The organism is Paenibacillus sp. FSL R7-0210 (assembly GCF_038009085.1).
In the GTDB taxonomy this organism is placed as follows: Bacteria; Bacillota; Bacilli; order Paenibacillales; family Paenibacillaceae; genus Paenibacillus_AQ; species Paenibacillus_AQ silagei.
In genome coordinates, this window is sequence record NZ_JBBPAR010000001.1 from 5,215,106 (window position 1) to 5,233,150 (window position 18,045).

An 18,045-nucleotide genomic window follows, 5' to 3' on the forward strand; every position below is an offset into this window, starting at 1 on the left:
ACTAGGCAGACATACACAAGCCTAAGGAGGGATGTCCCATGCCAGCGGCCACCAAAGGAACCATTACCGTAGACGGGCAGCAAATCAGCATCACCAATCCCGACAAACCGCTCTGGCCCGAGATGGGCATCACCAAGCAGATCTATCTGCAAAAGCTGGCGGCCCTCTCGCCCTACCTGCTGCGCTATTGCAAAGACCGGCTGCTCACGGTGATCCGCTATCCCCATGGCGTTCCCGGGATGTCCTTCTATCAGAAGAACGCCCCGGAGCCGCTGCCGGAATTCGTCCGCACGGCGGTGCAGGACAATATCACCTACATTGTGCTGCAGGGCCTGCCGGAGCTGCTCTGGCTGGGCAATCTGGCTGCGCTCGAATTCCATCCCTCCCTCCATTATGCCGGCAATACACTGCCCTGCGAATGGATGATTGATCTGGACCCTTCGCTTGAGGTCGAACCGCGGATTATGGAAGCTGCTGCTGTGGTAGGGGAGGTGCTGAGATCGCTCGGACTGGACTCCGTTCCCAAAACCTCGGGAGCCACCGGAGTGCAGATCATTGTTCCGGTTAAGCCGGGGGTGACCTTCGATGAGCTGCGCCGGATCGGGCATTTCGTAGGCCGTTATGTCACCGAGAAGCGACCCGATCTCTTCACCCTGGAGCGTCTGAAGAAGCATCGCGGGGATAAAATATATTTCGATTATCTCCAGCATTACGGCGGCAAAACACTCGCTGCCCCGTACACCCCGCGCGCCCGGCCGCTGGCTACTGTCTCCACTCCCCTCCTGTGGGAGGAGGTTGAACGGGGTGTCAAGCCTACAGATTTCAACCTGCTGAATATAGAAGAGCGTCTCAGCCGGTTAGGAGATCTGATTGCCAAGGTTCCTCCTCAGCCGGTCGAAGCGATTATTGCCAAGCTGCCCTCAGGACAGCAATAAGCCCGCAAATGCCTTTCTCAGGCTGCGGGCTTATCTGGCGTCCAGAATCAGGACGGAAGGTATTATTATATATGGGCATACGGCGCAACAAGTCAGGACCGCCGTATGGGTTACTCTGTCGTTCGTAAATATACCTTCCTTCGAAGCGTTCCGGCTGAACCGGTTACGCTAATGCTAATGAATTGCTTTTTTCTTGAAGCGACCGCCCTTAACATCATGGATATTGCCGATCGCGATGAACGCGTCAGAATCCCAATCTTCTACGATAGACTTCAGCTTCGCTTCTTCCAGACGGGTAATGACAACAAAAATCACTTTCTTGTTATCGCCGGAGAATCCGCCCTCACCATCAAGATAAGTCACTCCGCGTCCCAGACGCTCCGTCAGAGCTTCGCCGATATCACGGAATTTATCACTGATAATCCATACCGACTTGGACTGGTCCAGACCTTCAAGTGTAATATCGATCAGTTTGAAAGCAATGTAATACGCAATGAGCGAGAACATCGCATTATTCCAGCCGAACACAAAGCCTGCGCCGGACAGGATGAACAGGTTGAAGAACATAACGACTTCCCCTACAGAGAACGGAAGCCTCTTGGATACAAGAATGGCTACAATCTCAGTACCATCGAGCGATCCGCCGTAACGGACAACGAGCCCGACCCCAACGCCGAGAATTACCCCTCCGAATACTGCTGCGAGCAGCGGCTCAACCGTAATGGGATGAACAGGATGGAGCAACTGGGTACCGATGGACATTACAATTACAGCAAATAGAGTAGATAAGGCAAATGTCTTACCGATCTGCTTATACCCGATAACCAGAAACGGCAGGTTAAGCAGGGTCAATAGAATACCGAGCGGTATATTGAAAATATGGGACAACATAATGGAAATACCGGTGATTCCGCCATCAATCAACTTATTGGGAACAAGAAAAATTTCAAGGGCAACAGACATCATGGCCGCTCCGATGACAATCATCACAATCCGCTGGGCCAGTCTTGCCGTCTTGAACACTCCAGACTTCTCCGGCTTCTTCTGTTCTTCATTCGTAAAGATATGTTGGCTTACAGTCATAGAACTCCCCCTATAAATAGTATATCTAAGAAGCTTACGAAAGCGAACGTACAGTCGTGCCTTCTCCCCTGTTCTTCTTATATTTCCATTATATCATAAAAGAAAGTCAAATAACGCATGTAAATTGATATAACCTTCGATAATCGATGATTCGGCCATCTTTTCTGTCATAATAGCGGAGATAAGAGCTGACACAGACTTTCTATGCGTTTGACATTACGGCTGCGCTCCCGGAACTTTTTCGGATCAATGAATTCACTCTGCTCCAGATCTCTGCTGAAGTCCTCAGCCAGCTCTGTAATTGTCTCCGGACGGAACAGCACCGCCGTCAGCTCGAAGTTGGAATAGAAGCTGCGCATGTCCAGATTGGCACTGCCGACGGTGGCCAGCAGGCTGTCGATAATCATTACCTTGGCATGCATGAACCCTCTGGTATAGCGGTAAAATTTCACGCCGGCGTCCTGCAGATTCTCCAGATACGCCAGCGTGGCATAATAGACCAGCTTGTTATCCGGCTTCGCCGGGATAATAATCCTTACGTCCACACCGCTAAGGACTGCATTCTTCAGCGCCCTGCAAATCGCGGGGTCGGGGATGAAGTATGGTGAGGTCATCCAGATACGTTGCCTCGCGGCACAGATGGAAGCAAAATACATCTCCTGGGTGGCATCTATGCCCGCATCAGGACCGCTGGCGACAATCTGCACGGCTTCCCTTCCGCTACAGTCATGATCCGGAAAGAAGCGCGGATGGCTGAGAGCTTCACCGGCCGCCAGCCGCCAGTCCTTGAGAAACACATACTGCAGATGATAGACGGCATCCCCTTCAAGCCGCAGATGTGTATCCCGCCAGTACCCCATTTCCGGATTTTTGCCCAGATAATCATCGCCGATGTTCATGCCTCCGGTGAATCCGGTCAGTCCGTCCACCACCAGGATCTTCCGGTGATTGCGGTAGTTGAACCGGCGGTCCGGCAGTGCAGTCAGCGGCGGCAGAAAAAAATAAACCTGCACTCCCGCGTTCTTCAGTGTATTCACAAAGCCCCGGCTAAGTTTATGGCTGCCCAGGCCATCGCACAGCAGGCGCACCCTCACCCCCTGGCGTACCTTGCGGATCATCAGCTCCTGGAACTGCCGGCCGATCCCGTCCTCCCGGAAAATATAAAATTCCATGTGGATATGCTCCTGCGCACCTTCCATCACCTCCAGCATGGACTTATACGCTGCCTGTGCGCTGGACAGCACTTCACACCGGTTGTGGCTTGTAACCGGACTGTCCGCCAGTTCAGAGAACAGATGCAGCAGCTCAGAGCGGTGTTCAAATCCGGGGTTGCCGGTATCCTCCGCCTGCTTGACCTTATGAATCTTGCCGGCAACATGAATACGGATTTCCCGCAGCAGGGAGACGCACCGGTTCACGAGCTTGCGGCTCTGCCAGTAATCGCGCCCCAGGAAATAGTAGAACAGCAGACCCAGCGGCGGGCAGCAGAAGGTAATACATATCCAGGCAAGCGCCCGCTGCGGACGGCGGAATTCGGAAGCGGTAATAATGGCAAGCTGCACAATAAAAAGACATAAGATCACGGCAAATATCCTCATTCCGGGCCTCCTGATCAACTGAATGAACTATTACTATCTCTGCGGGCATAGACAGCGCCTGCTAACTTTCATGAGAAATCTGCGGCGGCAGAAGCCTGCGCTTACTACAGGTTTTGCCTTAACTCTCCTTCTTTATTCAAGTAAACCGTTGTCATGTTCACCTTAGTTATGGAATACATAGAGTAGTAGGACGAATCGGATAAGCCCCCTGCACCCCGACAGATGATTTCAGTCAGTTCATACCCAGCGGCTGCCATGGCCGCAGTAAGGAGACGTTATGAAGAGTCAGCCAAGTCAGGAAAAGATTACGCTGCTCGTTATGCGTGAGGCCGGACGGCCTGTGAAGCAGCTGCAAATGTCAAAGCCCTTCGCTCTGGCGCTGCCTGCCGCGGCCGCGCTGTCGCTCTCCAGTCTGGTCACCTCTATGCATATCCATGCCTCCCGGTCCATCGCAGAGCTGGAGGCCGAAGCGGCCGCCCTATCACTGACCAATATCCGCATGGAGCTGAAGGTTGCCGATAAGGATCAGGCGCTACAGCAGCTGCGCGGCCAGGTAAGCGAGCTCTCGGAGGAAGCGGAGAGCATTAAAGACAAGCTGAAGAGTGTGACTGAGCTGGAAGAGCAACTGCAATCACTGATCAACAAAGAAACCACTTCTTCTGCTGCCGGTAGCGGTTCTAGTGCGGCTATCCGCACTGAAAATACTGGCTCCAAGACCTACAGCGCGGATACGTCAACCTCAGCAGCTTCCTTCAAAGGCAACCAGCCGGTAGTGGCAGATTTGCCTGATACCGGAGCAGGAACCGCAGCCGCCGGAAGCTATGGCAAGGTCAGCCGGTTAAGCGCCGGCCCGTTCATCCGGGAACAGCCGGAAGCTCTCTCTGCCGCCGTATCGCCTGCCGTCAACTTCCGGATCAGGGCTGCTGCTACAGCACTGAGCCTGCCTGCCAATCCGCAGGTCGGCGGTGAATATGTCGCCGTCTACGAGAATGATCCGCAGCGGCTGGTTGAGGAGACAAAGGACGACTTCGAGGAGATCCACAGCATAATGGATGAAATGATCAGCAGTATCTCAAGCACGATTACACAGGCCGAGAAGGCACACAAGACAAGAGCGGAGTTTCAGGCAAAACAAGCCCAGGAGAAGCAAGCCCGGCTGGCACGGGCCGTGATGTGGCCTACCGGCTCGAAGGTCATTACCTCCAGCTTCGGTTACCGCTCCGATCCTTTCAAGGGCGTCTCTGCTTATCATTCCGGGATTGATATTGCCGGAAATATCGGAGATGCAGTATACGCAGCACTGGGCGGCGTCGTTACCTCTGCAGAACAAATGGGAGCCCGGGGCAAATACATCATCATCAAGCATGACAATGGACTGGAGACCTGGTACATGCATTTGAACCAGATGATAGTCACCCCCGGTGAGCGGGTCGGCAAAGGGGAGCAGATCGGCATGCTGGGCAGCACCGGGCGCAGCACGGGCCCCCATCTGCATTTTCAGGTCGTGAAGCAGAACAAGCCGGTGAATCCGCTCAACTATGTTAAGCCTTCATAATATTAAGAATATAAGGAGGAATGCTGGAATGTGGAACAGACGTCAACCGGGTGCTTCACCCAAGTCAACCGACTCGCTGATCGGCCATGGCGGCACGCTCGAAGGGAAAGTGCATTGCGATACGAACCTGCGGATTGAAGGGAATTTCAGCGGGGAGATTCTGTGTGAGGGTATAGTGACGGTTGGTGAACAAGGCACCGTCCACTCCAGCATTGAGGCGCAGGAGATCATTATCGCCGGCAAGGTCTATGGAGACGTAACCGCCCAGCGGAAGCTCATTCTCACCGGAACAGGACAACTGCATGGTAACATTGCCGCCGGTTCCCTGAGCATTGCGGAAGGCAGCCTGCTGAACGGGGCTGTGGCCATGACCGAACAGCCCGCCCCTGAGACAGCGGGCGGGCTGCATACGGTCAATACCAAGAAGACTGCAGGCAAGCGCAGAGAGAGCAAGCAGAGTAAGCTGGAGGGCGCATGAGCCGTAAGCTCTCAGCCTGTACGGTTACACTAGCCAGCCCTATCCTGCTACTTACGCTGCTACATCCCTTTTACGGAACACAATCCATGATACCGCCATGAATACCACATAATACACAGCCAGGACGGCAATCGCGAACCCCAGCGTCGCTCCCCCGGGACCGGTATCCGACACCACATAATTACTAAGATTCATATGGGCAAAAATCAGATAGTTCGCCCACTCATACCGGTCGGGGTTGAAGATGGCGATAAAGATATCCTTGGTGAACATGATCGACAGCGACAGCACAATCGCCAGGCCGCTGGAACGGAATACGCTGGAGATCATGAAGGCAATGGCTGCTGTCAGGAACAGCTCAATGTAGCTGCACAGAATCAGCATGAAGACATATTCCCCTTGCCCCCAGCCCATCACCATGTCCCCCGAAATCCCTGCAGCCCCGGAAGAGAAAATGAAGGCGGAGCCATAGCCGAAAAGAATTAACACTCCCGTGCTGACAAGACTGAAGATAACCAGCGAAATATACTTCGAGAGCAGAATCTTGGAGCGGCTCCAAGGGCGGATCAGCAGCAGCTTAATCGTTCCCCAGGTGAATTCGCCCGCTACGGAGTCGGCAGCCACTAAGGCAGTGAAGATGGTATTCAGGAAAAATGCGATGGTTACGGTGGTCCGGAAGCTGTCCCACAGCCCGACTACATTACTTCCGTTCGTGGTGAAATGAATTAGCGCCGGAAACAGCGCACTCATCAGTGCCAGAAGAACCAGCATAATCCATGTCCGCAGACGTCTGAATATTTTGATATTCTCATTATGTATGAGAGAAGCGAACTCACCCAATGCCTTCACCTCCTGTAATTTCCAAGAATTGATCTTCGAGCGAACGGGACAACGACTTGATGCTGTAGACCTTAATCCCGGCAGCTACCAGCTTGGCATTCAGCTCAGCAATCTCCTCCCGTACCGCATCTACAGCTAATCCGCCTTCCATGATTACACCTTGGCCGATCTGCGCCAGTGCAGCCTCAGGGTTATCTACCTCGAAGAACGTCTGGCTTACCGGTACCGCTGCATCCCCGACCGTCTTAAGCTGCTTCACATCGATCAGCCGGCCGTTCTGGATAATCGCCACACTATCGCACATCAGCTCCATCTCCGGCAGCAGGTGACTGGAGACAAACACGGTTGTCCCCTCAGTCTGACACAGCTTGCGCAGATAATCACGCAGCTCGCGGATACCCTGCGGGTCCAGTCCGTTGGTCGGCTCATCCAGAATCAGCAGCTTCGGCCGGTGCAGCAGAGCCTGGGCCACCCCCAGCCGCTGGCGCATCCCTAAGGAATAGGTCTTGACCCGGTCATTGATCCGCTGACTGAGGCCAACCAGCTCAACTACTTCATTGATGCGCTCTTTGGTCACGCCTGGCACCATGCGGGCATACTGGCGAAGATTCTGGTATCCGGTTAGGAACTTGTACATTTCAGGATTCTCTACGATGGCCCCCACATTAGCTATGGCCTCTTCAAAATGGTCTTTGATGCTTCGTCCGCAGATCAGGATATCCCCGCGGCTAATGGAGATCAGTCCTACCATCATACGGATGGTAGTGGTTTTACCGGCTCCGTTCGGCCCGAGGAATCCGAAGATTTGCCCGGGTGGAATGTCGAGTGTCAAGTCGCTGATCAGCGTTTTGGAGCCTATTCTTTTGGTAACCCCCATCAGGCTGGCTACAGGCTTCACCACTTCTGCCGTATTCGGCATAACTTCACTTCCTTTCGTCGGTTTGGTGTGAAACGAGTACAGATTAAAATTAAAGTGTCCATCGCAACTGCGGGAAAGGTTTGGACTTCCCCTCCGTTACTTACACTTTATTGTTATATCCAAAACCCGTTTCAACCATTTATATATTTTACCACACCTTTCCTTTTCCCTGAAATTAGGGAAGAAATGCAGGGAAAGTATAGAAAGGAAACAAAATCATCCTACCGGATGAACGGGATAGCACAATGTGTGCTGTTTTTCGCATACATTCGGAACATGCGCCTGCGTGTGAGCACAATAATCGGCCAGCGTGGGGCGCGAGGGTGGAATGTAATCGAAAAACCGATTATATTGGGCCAGCACGGGGCGTATGAGCGGAATGTAATCGGAAAACCGATTATATTGGGCCAGCACGGGGCGTATGAGCGAAATGTAATCGAAAAACCGATTACATTGGGCCAGCGCGGGGCGTATGAGCGAAATGTAATCGAAAAACCGATTACATTGGACCAGCGCGGACCCCGTGTACCGAATGAGTACTGTTTTTCACATACATTCGGGGCATGCGCCTGCGTGCGAGTACTATATGTGCTGTTTTTCGCATACATTTCCCCCGTCCACCCTCGCGTCAGTACAATGTATGCTGTTTTTCACATACATTCGGGACATGCGCCTGCGTGCGAGTACTATGTGTGCTGTTTTTCGCATACATTTCCCCGTTCACCCTCGCGTCAGGATGGCGTAAAGTAAGTTGTGTACCAAGATTTGGAGCCTAGTCAGGCACCAAAAAAGTAGGGTATCCTCGGGATTGCGAAACCACCAAGGAGGAACCCTACCAATGAATATTTTACCCGAAAGTTCGCTGAATAATCTATTTGAAAAACTTGTTAAAGATTTTGTGAAAGACAACATGGAACGCCTGTTGCGCGCCGAAATCCAGGGGTTTATGGAGAGTGAAGAAGCCGGCGCCAGCAATAGTCGCAATGGCTACTATACGCGAGACTTACACACGAAATACGGCCATATCGAGGATCTTCAGGTGCCCCGGGACCGCCAAAGCCTTTTCCAGACGCAGTTGTTTGAGCCGTACCAGCGGCGGGACGGATGGTTAGAAGAGGCCGTCATCCAAATGTATAAATCGGGCATGGGTACGCGGGATGTGGCCCGGTTCATTGAAAGTATGTTTGGCAGCCACTACTCCCCCACCACGGTCAGCAATATTACGGCTACGGTGCTAGACGATATCCACCAGTGGCAGAAACGGCCACTGAGCAAACGGTACTCCGTCATCTATTTAGATGGGCTGTACGTGAAGCTGAAACGGGGCACGGTTCGTGGTGAAGTGGTCTACTTTGCGATGGGAATTGACGAGGAGGGCCAGCGTCAAATTCTCGGGTTCTACGTGGGTGGCCAAGAGAGTTCGAATGGCTGGCGGGAGGTACTCAAAGACCTGTACGACCGCGGAGCGCAGGAAGTCCTGCTGGGTGTGTTTGACGGGCTACCGGGACTGGATGCGGCGTTTAAAGAGACCTATCCTCAGGCGGATGTACAGCATTGCGTAGTGCACAAAGTGCGGGCCACGTTTCATAAAATTCGGGTGGAGCACAAAACCGATGTCATGGAGGCGTTGAAAACCGTATATACGGCACCGGATGAAGTGGTCGCCCGGGCTAACTTTGATACGGTCAAAGCGAAGTGGAACAAGCTGTATCCGAAGGAAATGAGGTCCTGGGAGGAACAGTTATCCACACTCCTGACGTTCTACAACTATCCGCTGTCGATCCGTAAAGCGATCTACACGTCGAACCCCATCGAGCGGATGAACAAGGAAATCCGCAAGCGTCTGAAACCGATGAACAGTCTGACAAACATGGATGCCGCAGAGAAAATCGTGTACCTGGAGATGCTGGAATACAATGAACGTCATGCAGGGCGGGTCGCCCAAGGCTTTGGAGTGGATGCCGTTAAAAAGAAGCTAAAAGAGCTATTCGAAACACGCTACCCCTCTTTGCCCACACCGGAAGAGGCGTAACAGAGAAATCCAGTTTCTGGGAGTCGGGGTTCCCCCTCCCCCCAGAAACACTACATCCCAACCCGTAACCCGGGGGAGGCACTTCTACTCTTTTACACAAACTTCTTGACGCTACCCGCGTCAGCACAATGTATGCTGTTTTTCACATACATTTGGCCCGCTTACCCATCAGACGAGACCTAATTTCCTGTAAGAAAAACATAAGAGGCTACCTCTTCCATATGGGAAAGAGGTAGCCTCTTGAATTGACAATGCGCTCCGTCAATGCTGAAGCACATCACTTATGAAGTGTAAAATCTTAACCGCCAACACGCGCAAGCTCACGCATATTCGCTTCAAAAGCAGCCATCAGTGCAGCTTCACCGGTCAAACCGCTGCTCTCCACCTTGCGGATCTGCTCCAGCATCCGTTTGTAATCCTTCGGAATGACACGGGCAAATCTCGGCAGGGCCTCATCCCATGAATCCAGAATTGCCCGGCCCGCATTACTGTCTGTATGCTGGGTATGGCGGCTGATCATAGCATGCAGTTCAGCGATTTCGTCCGCTTCCTCTACACGCTCCAGCAGCACCATCTCCAGGTTACAGCGTTTGATGAAGGTGTTGTCAGGATCGTATACATAAGCGATACCGCCCGACATCCCTGCTGCAAAGTTACGGCCTGTTGTACCCAGTACAACCACACGGCCGCCGGTCATGTATTCGCAGCCGTGGTCGCCTACGCCTTCAACGACTACATTCGCCCCGGAGTTGCGGACGGCGAACCGTTCACCGGCAATACCGCTCACATAAGCTTCGCCGCCGGTTGCTCCGTACAGCGCCGTATTTCCGATGATGATATTCTCTTCTGCCGCGAAGGTAGCCTTGCGCGAAGGCCGGATAATCAGCTTGCCTCCGGACAGCCCTTTGCCGACATAGTCATTCGAGTCGCCTTCAACGGTAATAGTGATGCCCTTCGGCACGAAGGCGCCCAGACTCTGTCCCGCAGATCCGGTAAAGTGCAGGCGGATCGTATCGTCCGGCAACCCGGCTGCGCCGTATTTGCGCGTCAGCTCACTGCCGAGAATCGTACCCACGGCACGGTTCACGTTCGTGATCGGCAGGGAAGCTTCCACTGCCGTGCCGGATTCCAGCGCAGGTGCAGCAATATCGAGCAGATGCGTCATATCCAGAGTCTCTTCCAGACCGTGGTTCTGGAACTTGCTGCGGAAGCGTGTGCTTCCTTCCGGCATAGCCGGAATGTGCAGCAGGCTGCTCAGATCGACGCCCTTCTTCTTCCAGTGCGTGGATGCCTTAACCGCATCCAGACAATCGGTACGGCCGACCATCTCTTCAATCGTCCGGAAGCCCAGCTCGGCCATAATCTCGCGCAGATCCTGTGCCACGAAGGTCATGAAGTTCACCACATGCTGCGGATCACCCATGAAGTTCTTGCGAAGCTCAGGGTTCTGGGTAGCTACGCCCACCGGACAAGTGTCCATCTGGCATACACGCATCATGATACAGCCTACGGCTACCAGAGGTGCAGTAGCGAAGCCGTATTCTTCAGCACCCAGCAGAACGGCTACCGCGAGGTCGCGCCCGCTGAGCATCTTGCCGTCAGTCTCCAGCACGACACGGTCGCGCAGATTGTTCAGCATCAGCGTCTGGTGGGTCTCCGCCAGGCCCAGCTCCCAAGGCAGTCCGGCATGACGGATGGAGTTCATCGGCGAAGCGCCGGTCCCCCCATCATAACCGCTGATCAGGATAATATCAGCGCGGCCCTTCGCCACACCTGCGGCAATGGTGCCGACGCCGACTTCAGAGACGAGCTTCACGTTGATGGCAGCGCGCGGATTGGCATTCTTGAGATCATAGATCAACTCTGCCAGATCCTCAATCGAATAGATATCGTGATGCGGCGGCGGCGAGATCAATCCCACACCTGCCGTTGAACCGCGGACCTCTGCCACCCAAGGGTACACCTTGCGGCCCGGAAGCTGTCCGCCTTCACCCGGCTTCGCGCCCTGCGCCATCTTGATCTGAATCTCGTCGGCGTTCACCAGATAGTTGGAGGTAACGCCGAACCGTCCAGAAGCGACCTGCTTGATCGCACTGCGGCGGGAATCGCCGTTAGCGTCCGTAAGGAAGCGCGCCGGATCTTCTCCGCCTTCACCAGTGTTGCTTTTGCCACCGATACGGTTCATGGCAATAGCCAGCGTCTCATGTGCTTCCTTGCTGATCGAGCCGAAGGACATGGCACCGGTCTTGAAGCGTTTCATGATCGATTCAGCGGATTCCACCTCATCCAGTGATACCGGAGCACCTACGCTCTTGAACTGCAGCATCGAGCGCAGCGTCTGGTGCTTCTCGCTTTCGCCCTGAACGAGCGCTGCATACTTCTTATACATCTCATAATCACCGCTGCGCACGGAGTGCTGAAGCAGATGAATGGTCTGCGGGTTGAACAGATGCTCTTCCCCGTCACTGCGCCACTGGTATTCACCGCCGGAATCCAGCACCATATCGTTGCCGTCTTTGTCGGTGAAGGCGCGGTTATGGCTGGCAAGTGCTTCTTGCGCCACTTCCTCCAGGCCAATTCCGCCGATACGCGAAGGTGTCCAAGTGAAGTAACGGTCTACGAACTCGGAATTCAGACCGACCGCTTCAAAGATCTGTGCCCCGCGATAGGACTGAATCGTGGAGATTCCCATTTTGGATAGAATTTTGACCACGCTCTTCGTAGCTGCCTTGATATAGTTCTTCACAGCCTTCTCATGCGAGATTCCGCGGAGCAGGCCTTGGCTGATCATGTCATCAAGACTCTCGAAAGCCAGGTAAGGATTGACCGCACTTACACCATAACCCAGCAGAAGCGCATAATGATGAACTTCACGCGGTTCGCCGGATTCCAGCAGGATGCTGACCTTGGTACGGGTTCCCGAGCGGATCAGATGGTGATGCAGGCTGGAGACTGCCAGGAGCGCCGGAATTGCCGCATTCTCGCGGTCTACACCCCGGTCGGACAGAATAAGGATATTATGTCCCTTGCCCATGACGCGGTCTGCCGCCTCATTCATCCGGTCAAGCGCAATTCTGAGACCCTCTGCCCCCAACTCGGCCGGGAAGAGAATCGGAATGGACATCGACTTGAAGCCCGCACGGCGGACATGACGGATTTTGGCGAAATCCTCGTTCGAGAGAATTGGAGAATCCAGCGAGATCTGCCGGCAGCTCTCCGGTTCTGCCTTCAGCAGGTTGCGTTCAGGTCCGATCGTAGTCGCTGTGGACGTTACCAGTTCTTCACGGATGGCGTCAATCGGCGGGTTGGTGACCTGGGCGAACATCTGCTTAAAGTAATTGTACAGGCGCTGTGGACGGTCTGATAACACGGCCAGCGGCGAATCGTAACCCATGGAGCCGACAGCTTCGGCGCCTGTGGAGGCCATAGGCTCCAGCACCTTGCGCAGATCCTCGAAAGTATATCCGAAGGACTGCTGCAGCTGCTGCACATTATCATGCTTCGGATTCGGCAGCTCCGGTGCATCCGGGAGCTGATCGAGACCGATCAGATGCTCATCCAGCCACTCTTGATAAGGCTGCTCGGAGGCGATCTCGGCTTTGACCTCTTCGTCCGAGATAATCCGGCCCTGCTTCGTATCCACGAGAAGCATGCGGCCCGGTCTCAGCCGGTCTTTGTATAGAACATCTTCTGCCGGAATGTCGAGGACACCCGCTTCAGAGGAAAGAATAATCAGATCATCTTTGGTGACATAGTAACGCGCAGGACGCAGGCCGTTACGGTCCAGGATGGCCCCGATCTGTACACCGTCGGTAAAGCCCATTGCGGCAGGTCCGTCCCACGGTTCCATCAGGGTGCTGTGGTATTCATAGAAGGCTTTCTTCTTCTCGTCCATGCTGTCATGATTGCTCCAAGGCTCAGGAACCATCATCATCGCCACATGGGGCAGGGAGCGTCCGCTCAGGTAGAGGAATTCAAAGGTATTATCGAACATGGCCGTATCGGAGCCGTCCGGGTTCACCACCGGCTTAACTTTGCTGATGTCTTCTCCGAACTTCTCGCTCTTGAACAGCGACTGGCGGGCATGCATCCAGTTCACATTGCCGCGAAGGGTGTTAATTTCACCGTTGTGGATCATGAAGCGGTAAGGGTGGGCACGTTCCCAGCTCGGGAAGGTGTTGGTGCTGAAGCGGGAGTGGACCAGCGCAATCGCTGATTCCAGCGTCTCCTCCTGGAGGTCCAGATAGAATTGTCCTACCTGTACGGTAGTGAGCATGCCTTTGTATACGATCTTCTTACAGGAAAGACTCGGCACATAGAAGGATTCGCCCTCTTCTGCCCCGCCGTAGCGGATCGCCAGCTCTGCCCGTTTGCGGATCACATACAGCTTGCGTTCGAAGGACAGGTCATCCTTGATTCCCTCCGAGCGGCCGATAAATACCTGCCGTACATAAGGCTTAGCAGCCTTGGCTGTCTTGCCGAGCATTTCGTCAAAGGTCGGGACATCGCGGTAACCGAGTACCTGCTGCCCCTCTTCCGCGATAATCTCGCTCAGGAGCGCCTCGTGGCGGGCGCGGATCTCCTCGTTATGAGACAGAAAGATCATGCCCACGCCATAATGGCCCGGCTCCGGAAGCTCAAAGCCCAGCTTCGCAGCTTCGCCGGCAAAGAAACGGTGGGGAATCTGCAGCATAATGCCGGCTCCGTCTCCAGAGTTCGGCTCACTTCCCTGGCCTCCCCGATGCTCCATATTGAAGAGCATAGTCAGTGCATTACTGACAATCTCATGGGACGGCTTGCCTTTTATATGCGCGACAAATCCCATGCCGCAAGCGTCTTTTTCGAACTGGGGATCATAAAGGCCCTGTTTGCCGGGCAGTTCAGTGTGTCTCATCACATGCAACCTCTCTATTATAAAGTAGACGGAATTCCAGGAAAATTTTTCAGCGGAAAATCTTAATAATTATTCAGGCAGAATTGGTGTTATTATTTTATCATCGAGCTGACATGAGCGCAATTTAAACTTTTTTATGAGCTTGATTAACATTTGCTTTTGCATTGCAGCTTTAGCGAATAAAAGCGTAAAAAAACTGTCGAATGTATAATTATGCATAAATGACGAATAAGTGCTTATGCACTGAAAGCGTTTCAATCATTTTCCCGGCCTGAAAACAGCACTTCCTTTAGCTATTTATATTTATGAATAAACCAAAAGCGCCCCGTAAAGGGGCGCTTTTGGTTCGTATGTTGTACAAAGAATGTTGTTGATTTATACAGTCAAAACTTGTTCACTTTTCAGTACCGCTTCATTGCCGCGGTCGCGGGTCATGAAGTAGGTGAAGGTAAGAGCCAGGAAGATTATCCCATAAGCGCCAAGCGTTCCTGCATCGGCCCACATGGAGCCGAAGTCTCCCGTAGAGATTACTGCCTTGAAGCCTTTGACACTGTAAGTCATCGGCAGCAGCGGATTGAAGATCTTCATCCAGTTAGGAATCAGCTCCAGCGGGAAGGTTCCTGCGCTTGTAGTCAACTGGAAGATCAGAATCAGAATGACTACGAAGCGGCCAGGCTGATCCAACCAAGTAACAATCGCTTGAATCATCCACATGAAGGCCAGGCTGGTAATGAACGAGAAGGCGTAGAACAAGGGTACATTCTGTACTTCAAGTCCCAGACCATACAAGACAATCAGGACAGCCAGCAGAGCCTGAAGCACACTCATCATGGAGAATGTAAGTGTACGGCTCATGAACCGGTTGAACCGGCTGGCTCCAATGACTTCGGAATCACGCATAGGGATAACAATCGTACAGATCAGAGCACCTACGAACAATCCGAGGGACAGGAAGTAAGGAGCGAATCCTGTGCCGTAGTTAGGCACCTTGTTAACCTTCACTTCTTCGATCTGTACCGGCTGGGCGAACATCGATACCAGTCCATCGGTCTTGTTCACCGATTTGGTCTGTGAAGCCGCATCGCCCAGCTTGCTTGCCAGCTCACCGGAGCCGGTCTTCAGCTCATCCAAGCCATCCTTCAGCTGCCCTGCTCCGTCACTCAGCTTCTTCGAGCCATCGGCTACCGAGCTAAGGCCGCTGCCCAGCTTGCCTGCGCCAGCCAGCAGCTTCGTGGTGCCGGCTTCCAGCGCCTTGCCGCCGTCTGCCAGCTTCACGCCGCCCGCTGCAGCTTCGTCCAGCTTCGCGCCGAACTGCTTCATGCCTGCGGCCAGCTTCGCGCCGCCGTTCTCCAGTGCGCCTGCTCCGGCGGCCAGCTGATTCTGGCCATCCAGCAGCTGTGTGCTGCCTGCGTAGAGCTTCTGCGCTCCCTCATGCAGCTGGCCCACACCTGCATCCAGCTGCTGTGAACCACTGTGCAGCTGATTCGCTCCCTGCAGCAGCTGCTCCTGGCCGCTGTTCAGGGCCGCAGCTCCGTCAAGGAGCTGCTGCTGGCCCTGGTCCAGCTGCGTCGCGCCCGCAGCTACTGCTGCGCTTGCTGCCACCAGCTTCTGCACCTCAGGGCTTGCTGCCAGCTGAGGATTCGACTTCGCCAGCGCCTGCAGACCGTCAGACACAGCCTTAGCTCCGGCTGCTGTCTTGGCACTTCCGTCCTTCGAAGCCGTAAGTCCGGCTTCAAGCTTCGCACTGCCCTCGGCGGAGGATGATAATCCGGCCGCTAGCTTCGCGCTGCCATCCACAACTGCCTTCGTACCTGTCTGCAGCTTCTCGGTGCCGACGACAGCCGACTGTGTTCCAGCCTGTAGCGAAGCTGTTCCGGCTGCCGTCTTCTGCAGCCCGGCATTCAGCTGCTTGCTGCCCGCTGCCGACTGCGTCACCCCATCCTGCAGCTGCTTATGCGCAGCGGATAACTGCTGCAGTCCTCCGGCCAGCGTGCTGCTGCCGGTTTTGAGTGCGGCTGCTCCGTTATTCAGATCACTCACGCCCTGCGTAAGCGGCGCTACACCATCCAGCAGCTTGCCGGTGCCTTCGGTGAGGACAACCAGATTGTCCTTCAGCTTCAGCGCCCCGTCATCCAGCTTGGTGGCGCCGTCTGCGATCTTGGTCGCACCGTCTCCGGCTTCGCCCAGACCGTCTGCGATTTTGGTGATTTTATCAAACACAGAACTGGTATAAGCTTCCGTAATCTTGGCGGATACCTTGCTCTTAATATCCTTCACTGCCGTGCCGCCAATCTGGCCTGCCAGGAAGTTGTAGCCTTCATTCGGCTCGTAGATGATCTTGGCCGGCTGCGGGTCTGCATCCAGCAGTGTAGTTGCCTTGGCCGAGAAGTCTTCCGGAACCACAATCGCCATATAATAGGTATTGTCCGCAAGCCCGGCTTCCGCCTGCTCCCGGCTGACGAAATTCCACTTGAACCCGTCCGTCTTCTTCAGCTCCGTGACCAGATCTTCTCCGGCGGTCAGCTTGGTGCCTTCATAATCAGCACCCTTATCCTGATTGACAACCGCTACCGGAAGCTCGTTCATTTTACCGTAAGGGTCCCAGAATGCTTTCAGGAACAATCCGCTGTACAGAACAGGAATAAATAGAATGGCGAACATGGAAATACGCATCTTGGGATTCTTGAATACCGCGCCAAGATCCTTCATAAACACGGATAAAGATTTCATTCTGGTTCTCTCCTTATGATCATATGCTCTCTCTTGAAAAATAAGATGACCTGCTGTGAAATGATAGTTTCTTGAATATTACAGTAACACCAGGTGACTGTTTTCCCCAATTGGTCAATCAAAGGCAAAAAAAATAGGTCTATCCTGTTCAGTACGATCCGACTCAGCACCATCCGCCTCAGCCCAGCCGATCCCAATCAGGGAAAGCGCAGCAGTGCGAAACGCCATCCCTATACCGGACTTAACTTCTACTGCGACAGCCCTTCTGCCAAAAACAGATGAAAGTAATACTTGATCTGTTCTTTGGTCAACGGCACATGTACCTTGCTCAGCTCAGCAGTAAGCGCGATATATAACCTGAACATTACCACCGACACAATCTGGGGATCGCAGGGTTTGATTTCCCCTTGACGAATGGCCTGCTCCACCTCCCGTTCCAGATATTCAAGCACCACACTCTCGATCTTGTCGAGTCCTTCACCAGCCTGCGGCGTTCCGAAGTCCAGACTCTCCTGGGAGAGCTTGATGAATAGCTCATGTTCGCTCCGAAATTCCAGCAGGGCATCCAGCACACGGTGCAGATTATCAAAAAACGGCTTATCGCGCCTAATCTCCCGCTCGGCGATCATTTTCATCTCGAGGATAACATCGCGCAGGATTTCATCAAATAACTGTTCCTTGTTCGTAAAAAAGGTGTAAATCGTCCCTTTGCCGACATTGGCAATCTTGGCGACCTGGTCCATCGTTGTTGCCTTATACCCGAATAATGAAAAAGACTTCGTCGCCGCCTGCAGCACCTGCTGCCTTCGATCTACCACAGCCATTCATACACTCCCTTTCCTGAAGGATCGTCTGACACTTCCGTTCTGACCAATTTACTGATCCGGTCACTCGGTCAAGACCAACTTTACCACTTTGCCTATGCCTTTGCAATACTTTTGCTAAATTTTTTTATTTTATTGCAGTGTTTTAACTTTCTAT

At 53.6% G+C, this 18,045-nt stretch carries 11 protein-coding genes; 4 read left to right on the top strand and 7 right to left on the bottom strand.

Annotated features, from left to right (window positions below):
• The first annotated feature begins 38 nt into the window (after positions 1–38).
• Positions 39–935, top strand: coding sequence for a non-homologous end-joining DNA ligase (gene ligD, locus MKY64_RS22075; protein ID WP_339253937.1), 897 nt, complete (start codon positions 39–41; stop codon positions 933–935).
• A gap of 174 nt (positions 936–1,109) precedes the next feature.
• Here the strand turns inward: ligD and MKY64_RS22080 are convergent, their stop codons facing one another.
• Entirely contained in the window at positions 1,110–2,018 is a 909-nt protein-coding gene (locus MKY64_RS22080) for a YitT family protein (protein WP_036723169.1), read from the bottom strand.
• Positions 2,019–2,185: 167 nt separating this feature from the next.
• On the bottom strand, positions 2,186–3,616 hold the full coding sequence (cls, locus tag MKY64_RS22085) for a cardiolipin synthase (RefSeq protein ID WP_209878257.1): 1,431 nt from the start codon (positions 3,614–3,616) through the stop codon (positions 2,186–2,188).
• Positions 3,617–3,893: 277 nt separating this feature from the next.
• Between cls and MKY64_RS22090 the strand changes: the two genes are divergently transcribed.
• Both MKY64_RS22090 and MKY64_RS22095 read left to right on the top strand, forming a co-directional pair.
• Complete coding sequence (locus MKY64_RS22090; RefSeq protein WP_339253935.1) at positions 3,894–5,171, top strand: M23 family metallopeptidase; 1,278 nt, start codon at positions 3,894–3,896, stop codon at positions 5,169–5,171.
• 28 nt (positions 5,172–5,199) lie between these two features.
• Entirely contained in the window at positions 5,200–5,649 is a 450-nt protein-coding gene (locus tag MKY64_RS22095) for a bactofilin family protein (RefSeq protein WP_339253933.1), read from the top strand.
• Between the two features lie 51 nt (positions 5,650–5,700).
• Here MKY64_RS22095 and MKY64_RS22100 read toward each other — a convergent pair whose 3' ends face one another.
• Entirely contained in the window at positions 5,701–6,489 is a 789-nt protein-coding gene (locus tag MKY64_RS22100) for an ABC transporter permease (RefSeq protein WP_209878251.1), read from the bottom strand.
• Positions 6,482–7,408: an ABC transporter ATP-binding protein gene (locus tag MKY64_RS22105; RefSeq protein ID WP_340955745.1), complete on the bottom strand. Its 927-nt coding sequence runs from the start codon at positions 7,406–7,408 to the stop codon at positions 6,482–6,484. The genes MKY64_RS22100 and MKY64_RS22105 overlap by 8 nt, the downstream gene beginning before the upstream one ends.
• An 838-nt stretch (positions 7,409–8,246) precedes the next feature.
• On the opposite strand from MKY64_RS22105, the gene MKY64_RS22110 reads away from it, so the two are divergent.
• Positions 8,247–9,440, top strand: a complete 1,194-nt coding sequence (locus MKY64_RS22110) for an IS256 family transposase (protein ID WP_339249823.1) — start codon at positions 8,247–8,249, stop codon at positions 9,438–9,440.
• Positions 9,441–9,738: 298 nt separating this feature from the next.
• Here MKY64_RS22110 and gltB read toward each other — a convergent pair whose 3' ends face one another.
• The 3 genes from gltB to MKY64_RS22125 all read right to left on the bottom strand — a co-directional run bounded on the left by gltB (position 9,739) and on the right by MKY64_RS22125 (position 17,888).
• The gene (gene gltB / locus MKY64_RS22115; protein WP_339312963.1) at positions 9,739–14,334 is read right to left on the bottom strand and encodes a glutamate synthase large subunit; all 4,596 of its coding nucleotides are present in this window, start codon (positions 14,332–14,334) and stop codon (positions 9,739–9,741) included.
• Positions 14,335–14,709: 375 nt separating this feature from the next.
• Positions 14,710–17,064 carry a YhgE/Pip domain-containing protein gene (locus MKY64_RS22120; RefSeq protein WP_339312962.1) on the bottom strand — a complete coding sequence of 785 codons (2,355 nt, stop codon included), beginning with the start codon at positions 17,062–17,064 and terminating at the stop codon, positions 14,710–14,712.
• A gap of 248 nt (positions 17,065–17,312) precedes the next feature.
• On the bottom strand, positions 17,313–17,888 hold the full coding sequence (locus MKY64_RS22125) for a TetR/AcrR family transcriptional regulator (RefSeq protein ID WP_076081070.1): 576 nt from the start codon (positions 17,886–17,888) through the stop codon (positions 17,313–17,315).
• Positions 17,889–18,045: the final 157 nt, after the last annotated feature.

Coding starts and splice junctions, on each gene's coding strand:
- ligD (WP_339253937.1), top strand. CDS start 39: ATGCCAGCGGCCACCAAAGGAACCATTACCGTAGACGGGCAGCAAATC.
- MKY64_RS22080 (WP_036723169.1), bottom strand. CDS start 2,018: ATGACTGTAAGCCAACATATCTTTACGAATGAAGAACAGAAGAAGCCG.
- cls (WP_209878257.1), bottom strand. CDS start 3,616: ATGAGGATATTTGCCGTGATCTTATGTCTTTTTATTGTGCAGCTTGCC.
- MKY64_RS22090 (WP_339253935.1), top strand. CDS start 3,894: ATGAAGAGTCAGCCAAGTCAGGAAAAGATTACGCTGCTCGTTATGCGT.
- MKY64_RS22095 (WP_339253933.1), top strand. CDS start 5,200: ATGTGGAACAGACGTCAACCGGGTGCTTCACCCAAGTCAACCGACTCG.
- MKY64_RS22105 (WP_340955745.1), bottom strand. CDS start 7,408: ATGCCGAATACGGCAGAAGTGGTGAAGCCTGTAGCCAGCCTGATGGGG.
- MKY64_RS22110 (WP_339249823.1), top strand. CDS start 8,247: ATGAATATTTTACCCGAAAGTTCGCTGAATAATCTATTTGAAAAACTT.
- gltB (WP_339312963.1), bottom strand. CDS start 14,334: ATGAGACACACTGAACTGCCCGGCAAACAGGGCCTTTATGATCCCCAG.
- MKY64_RS22120 (WP_339312962.1), bottom strand. CDS start 17,064: ATGAAATCTTTATCCGTGTTTATGAAGGATCTTGGCGCGGTATTCAAG.
- MKY64_RS22125 (WP_076081070.1), bottom strand. CDS start 17,888: ATGGCTGTGGTAGATCGAAGGCAGCAGGTGCTGCAGGCGGCGACGAAG.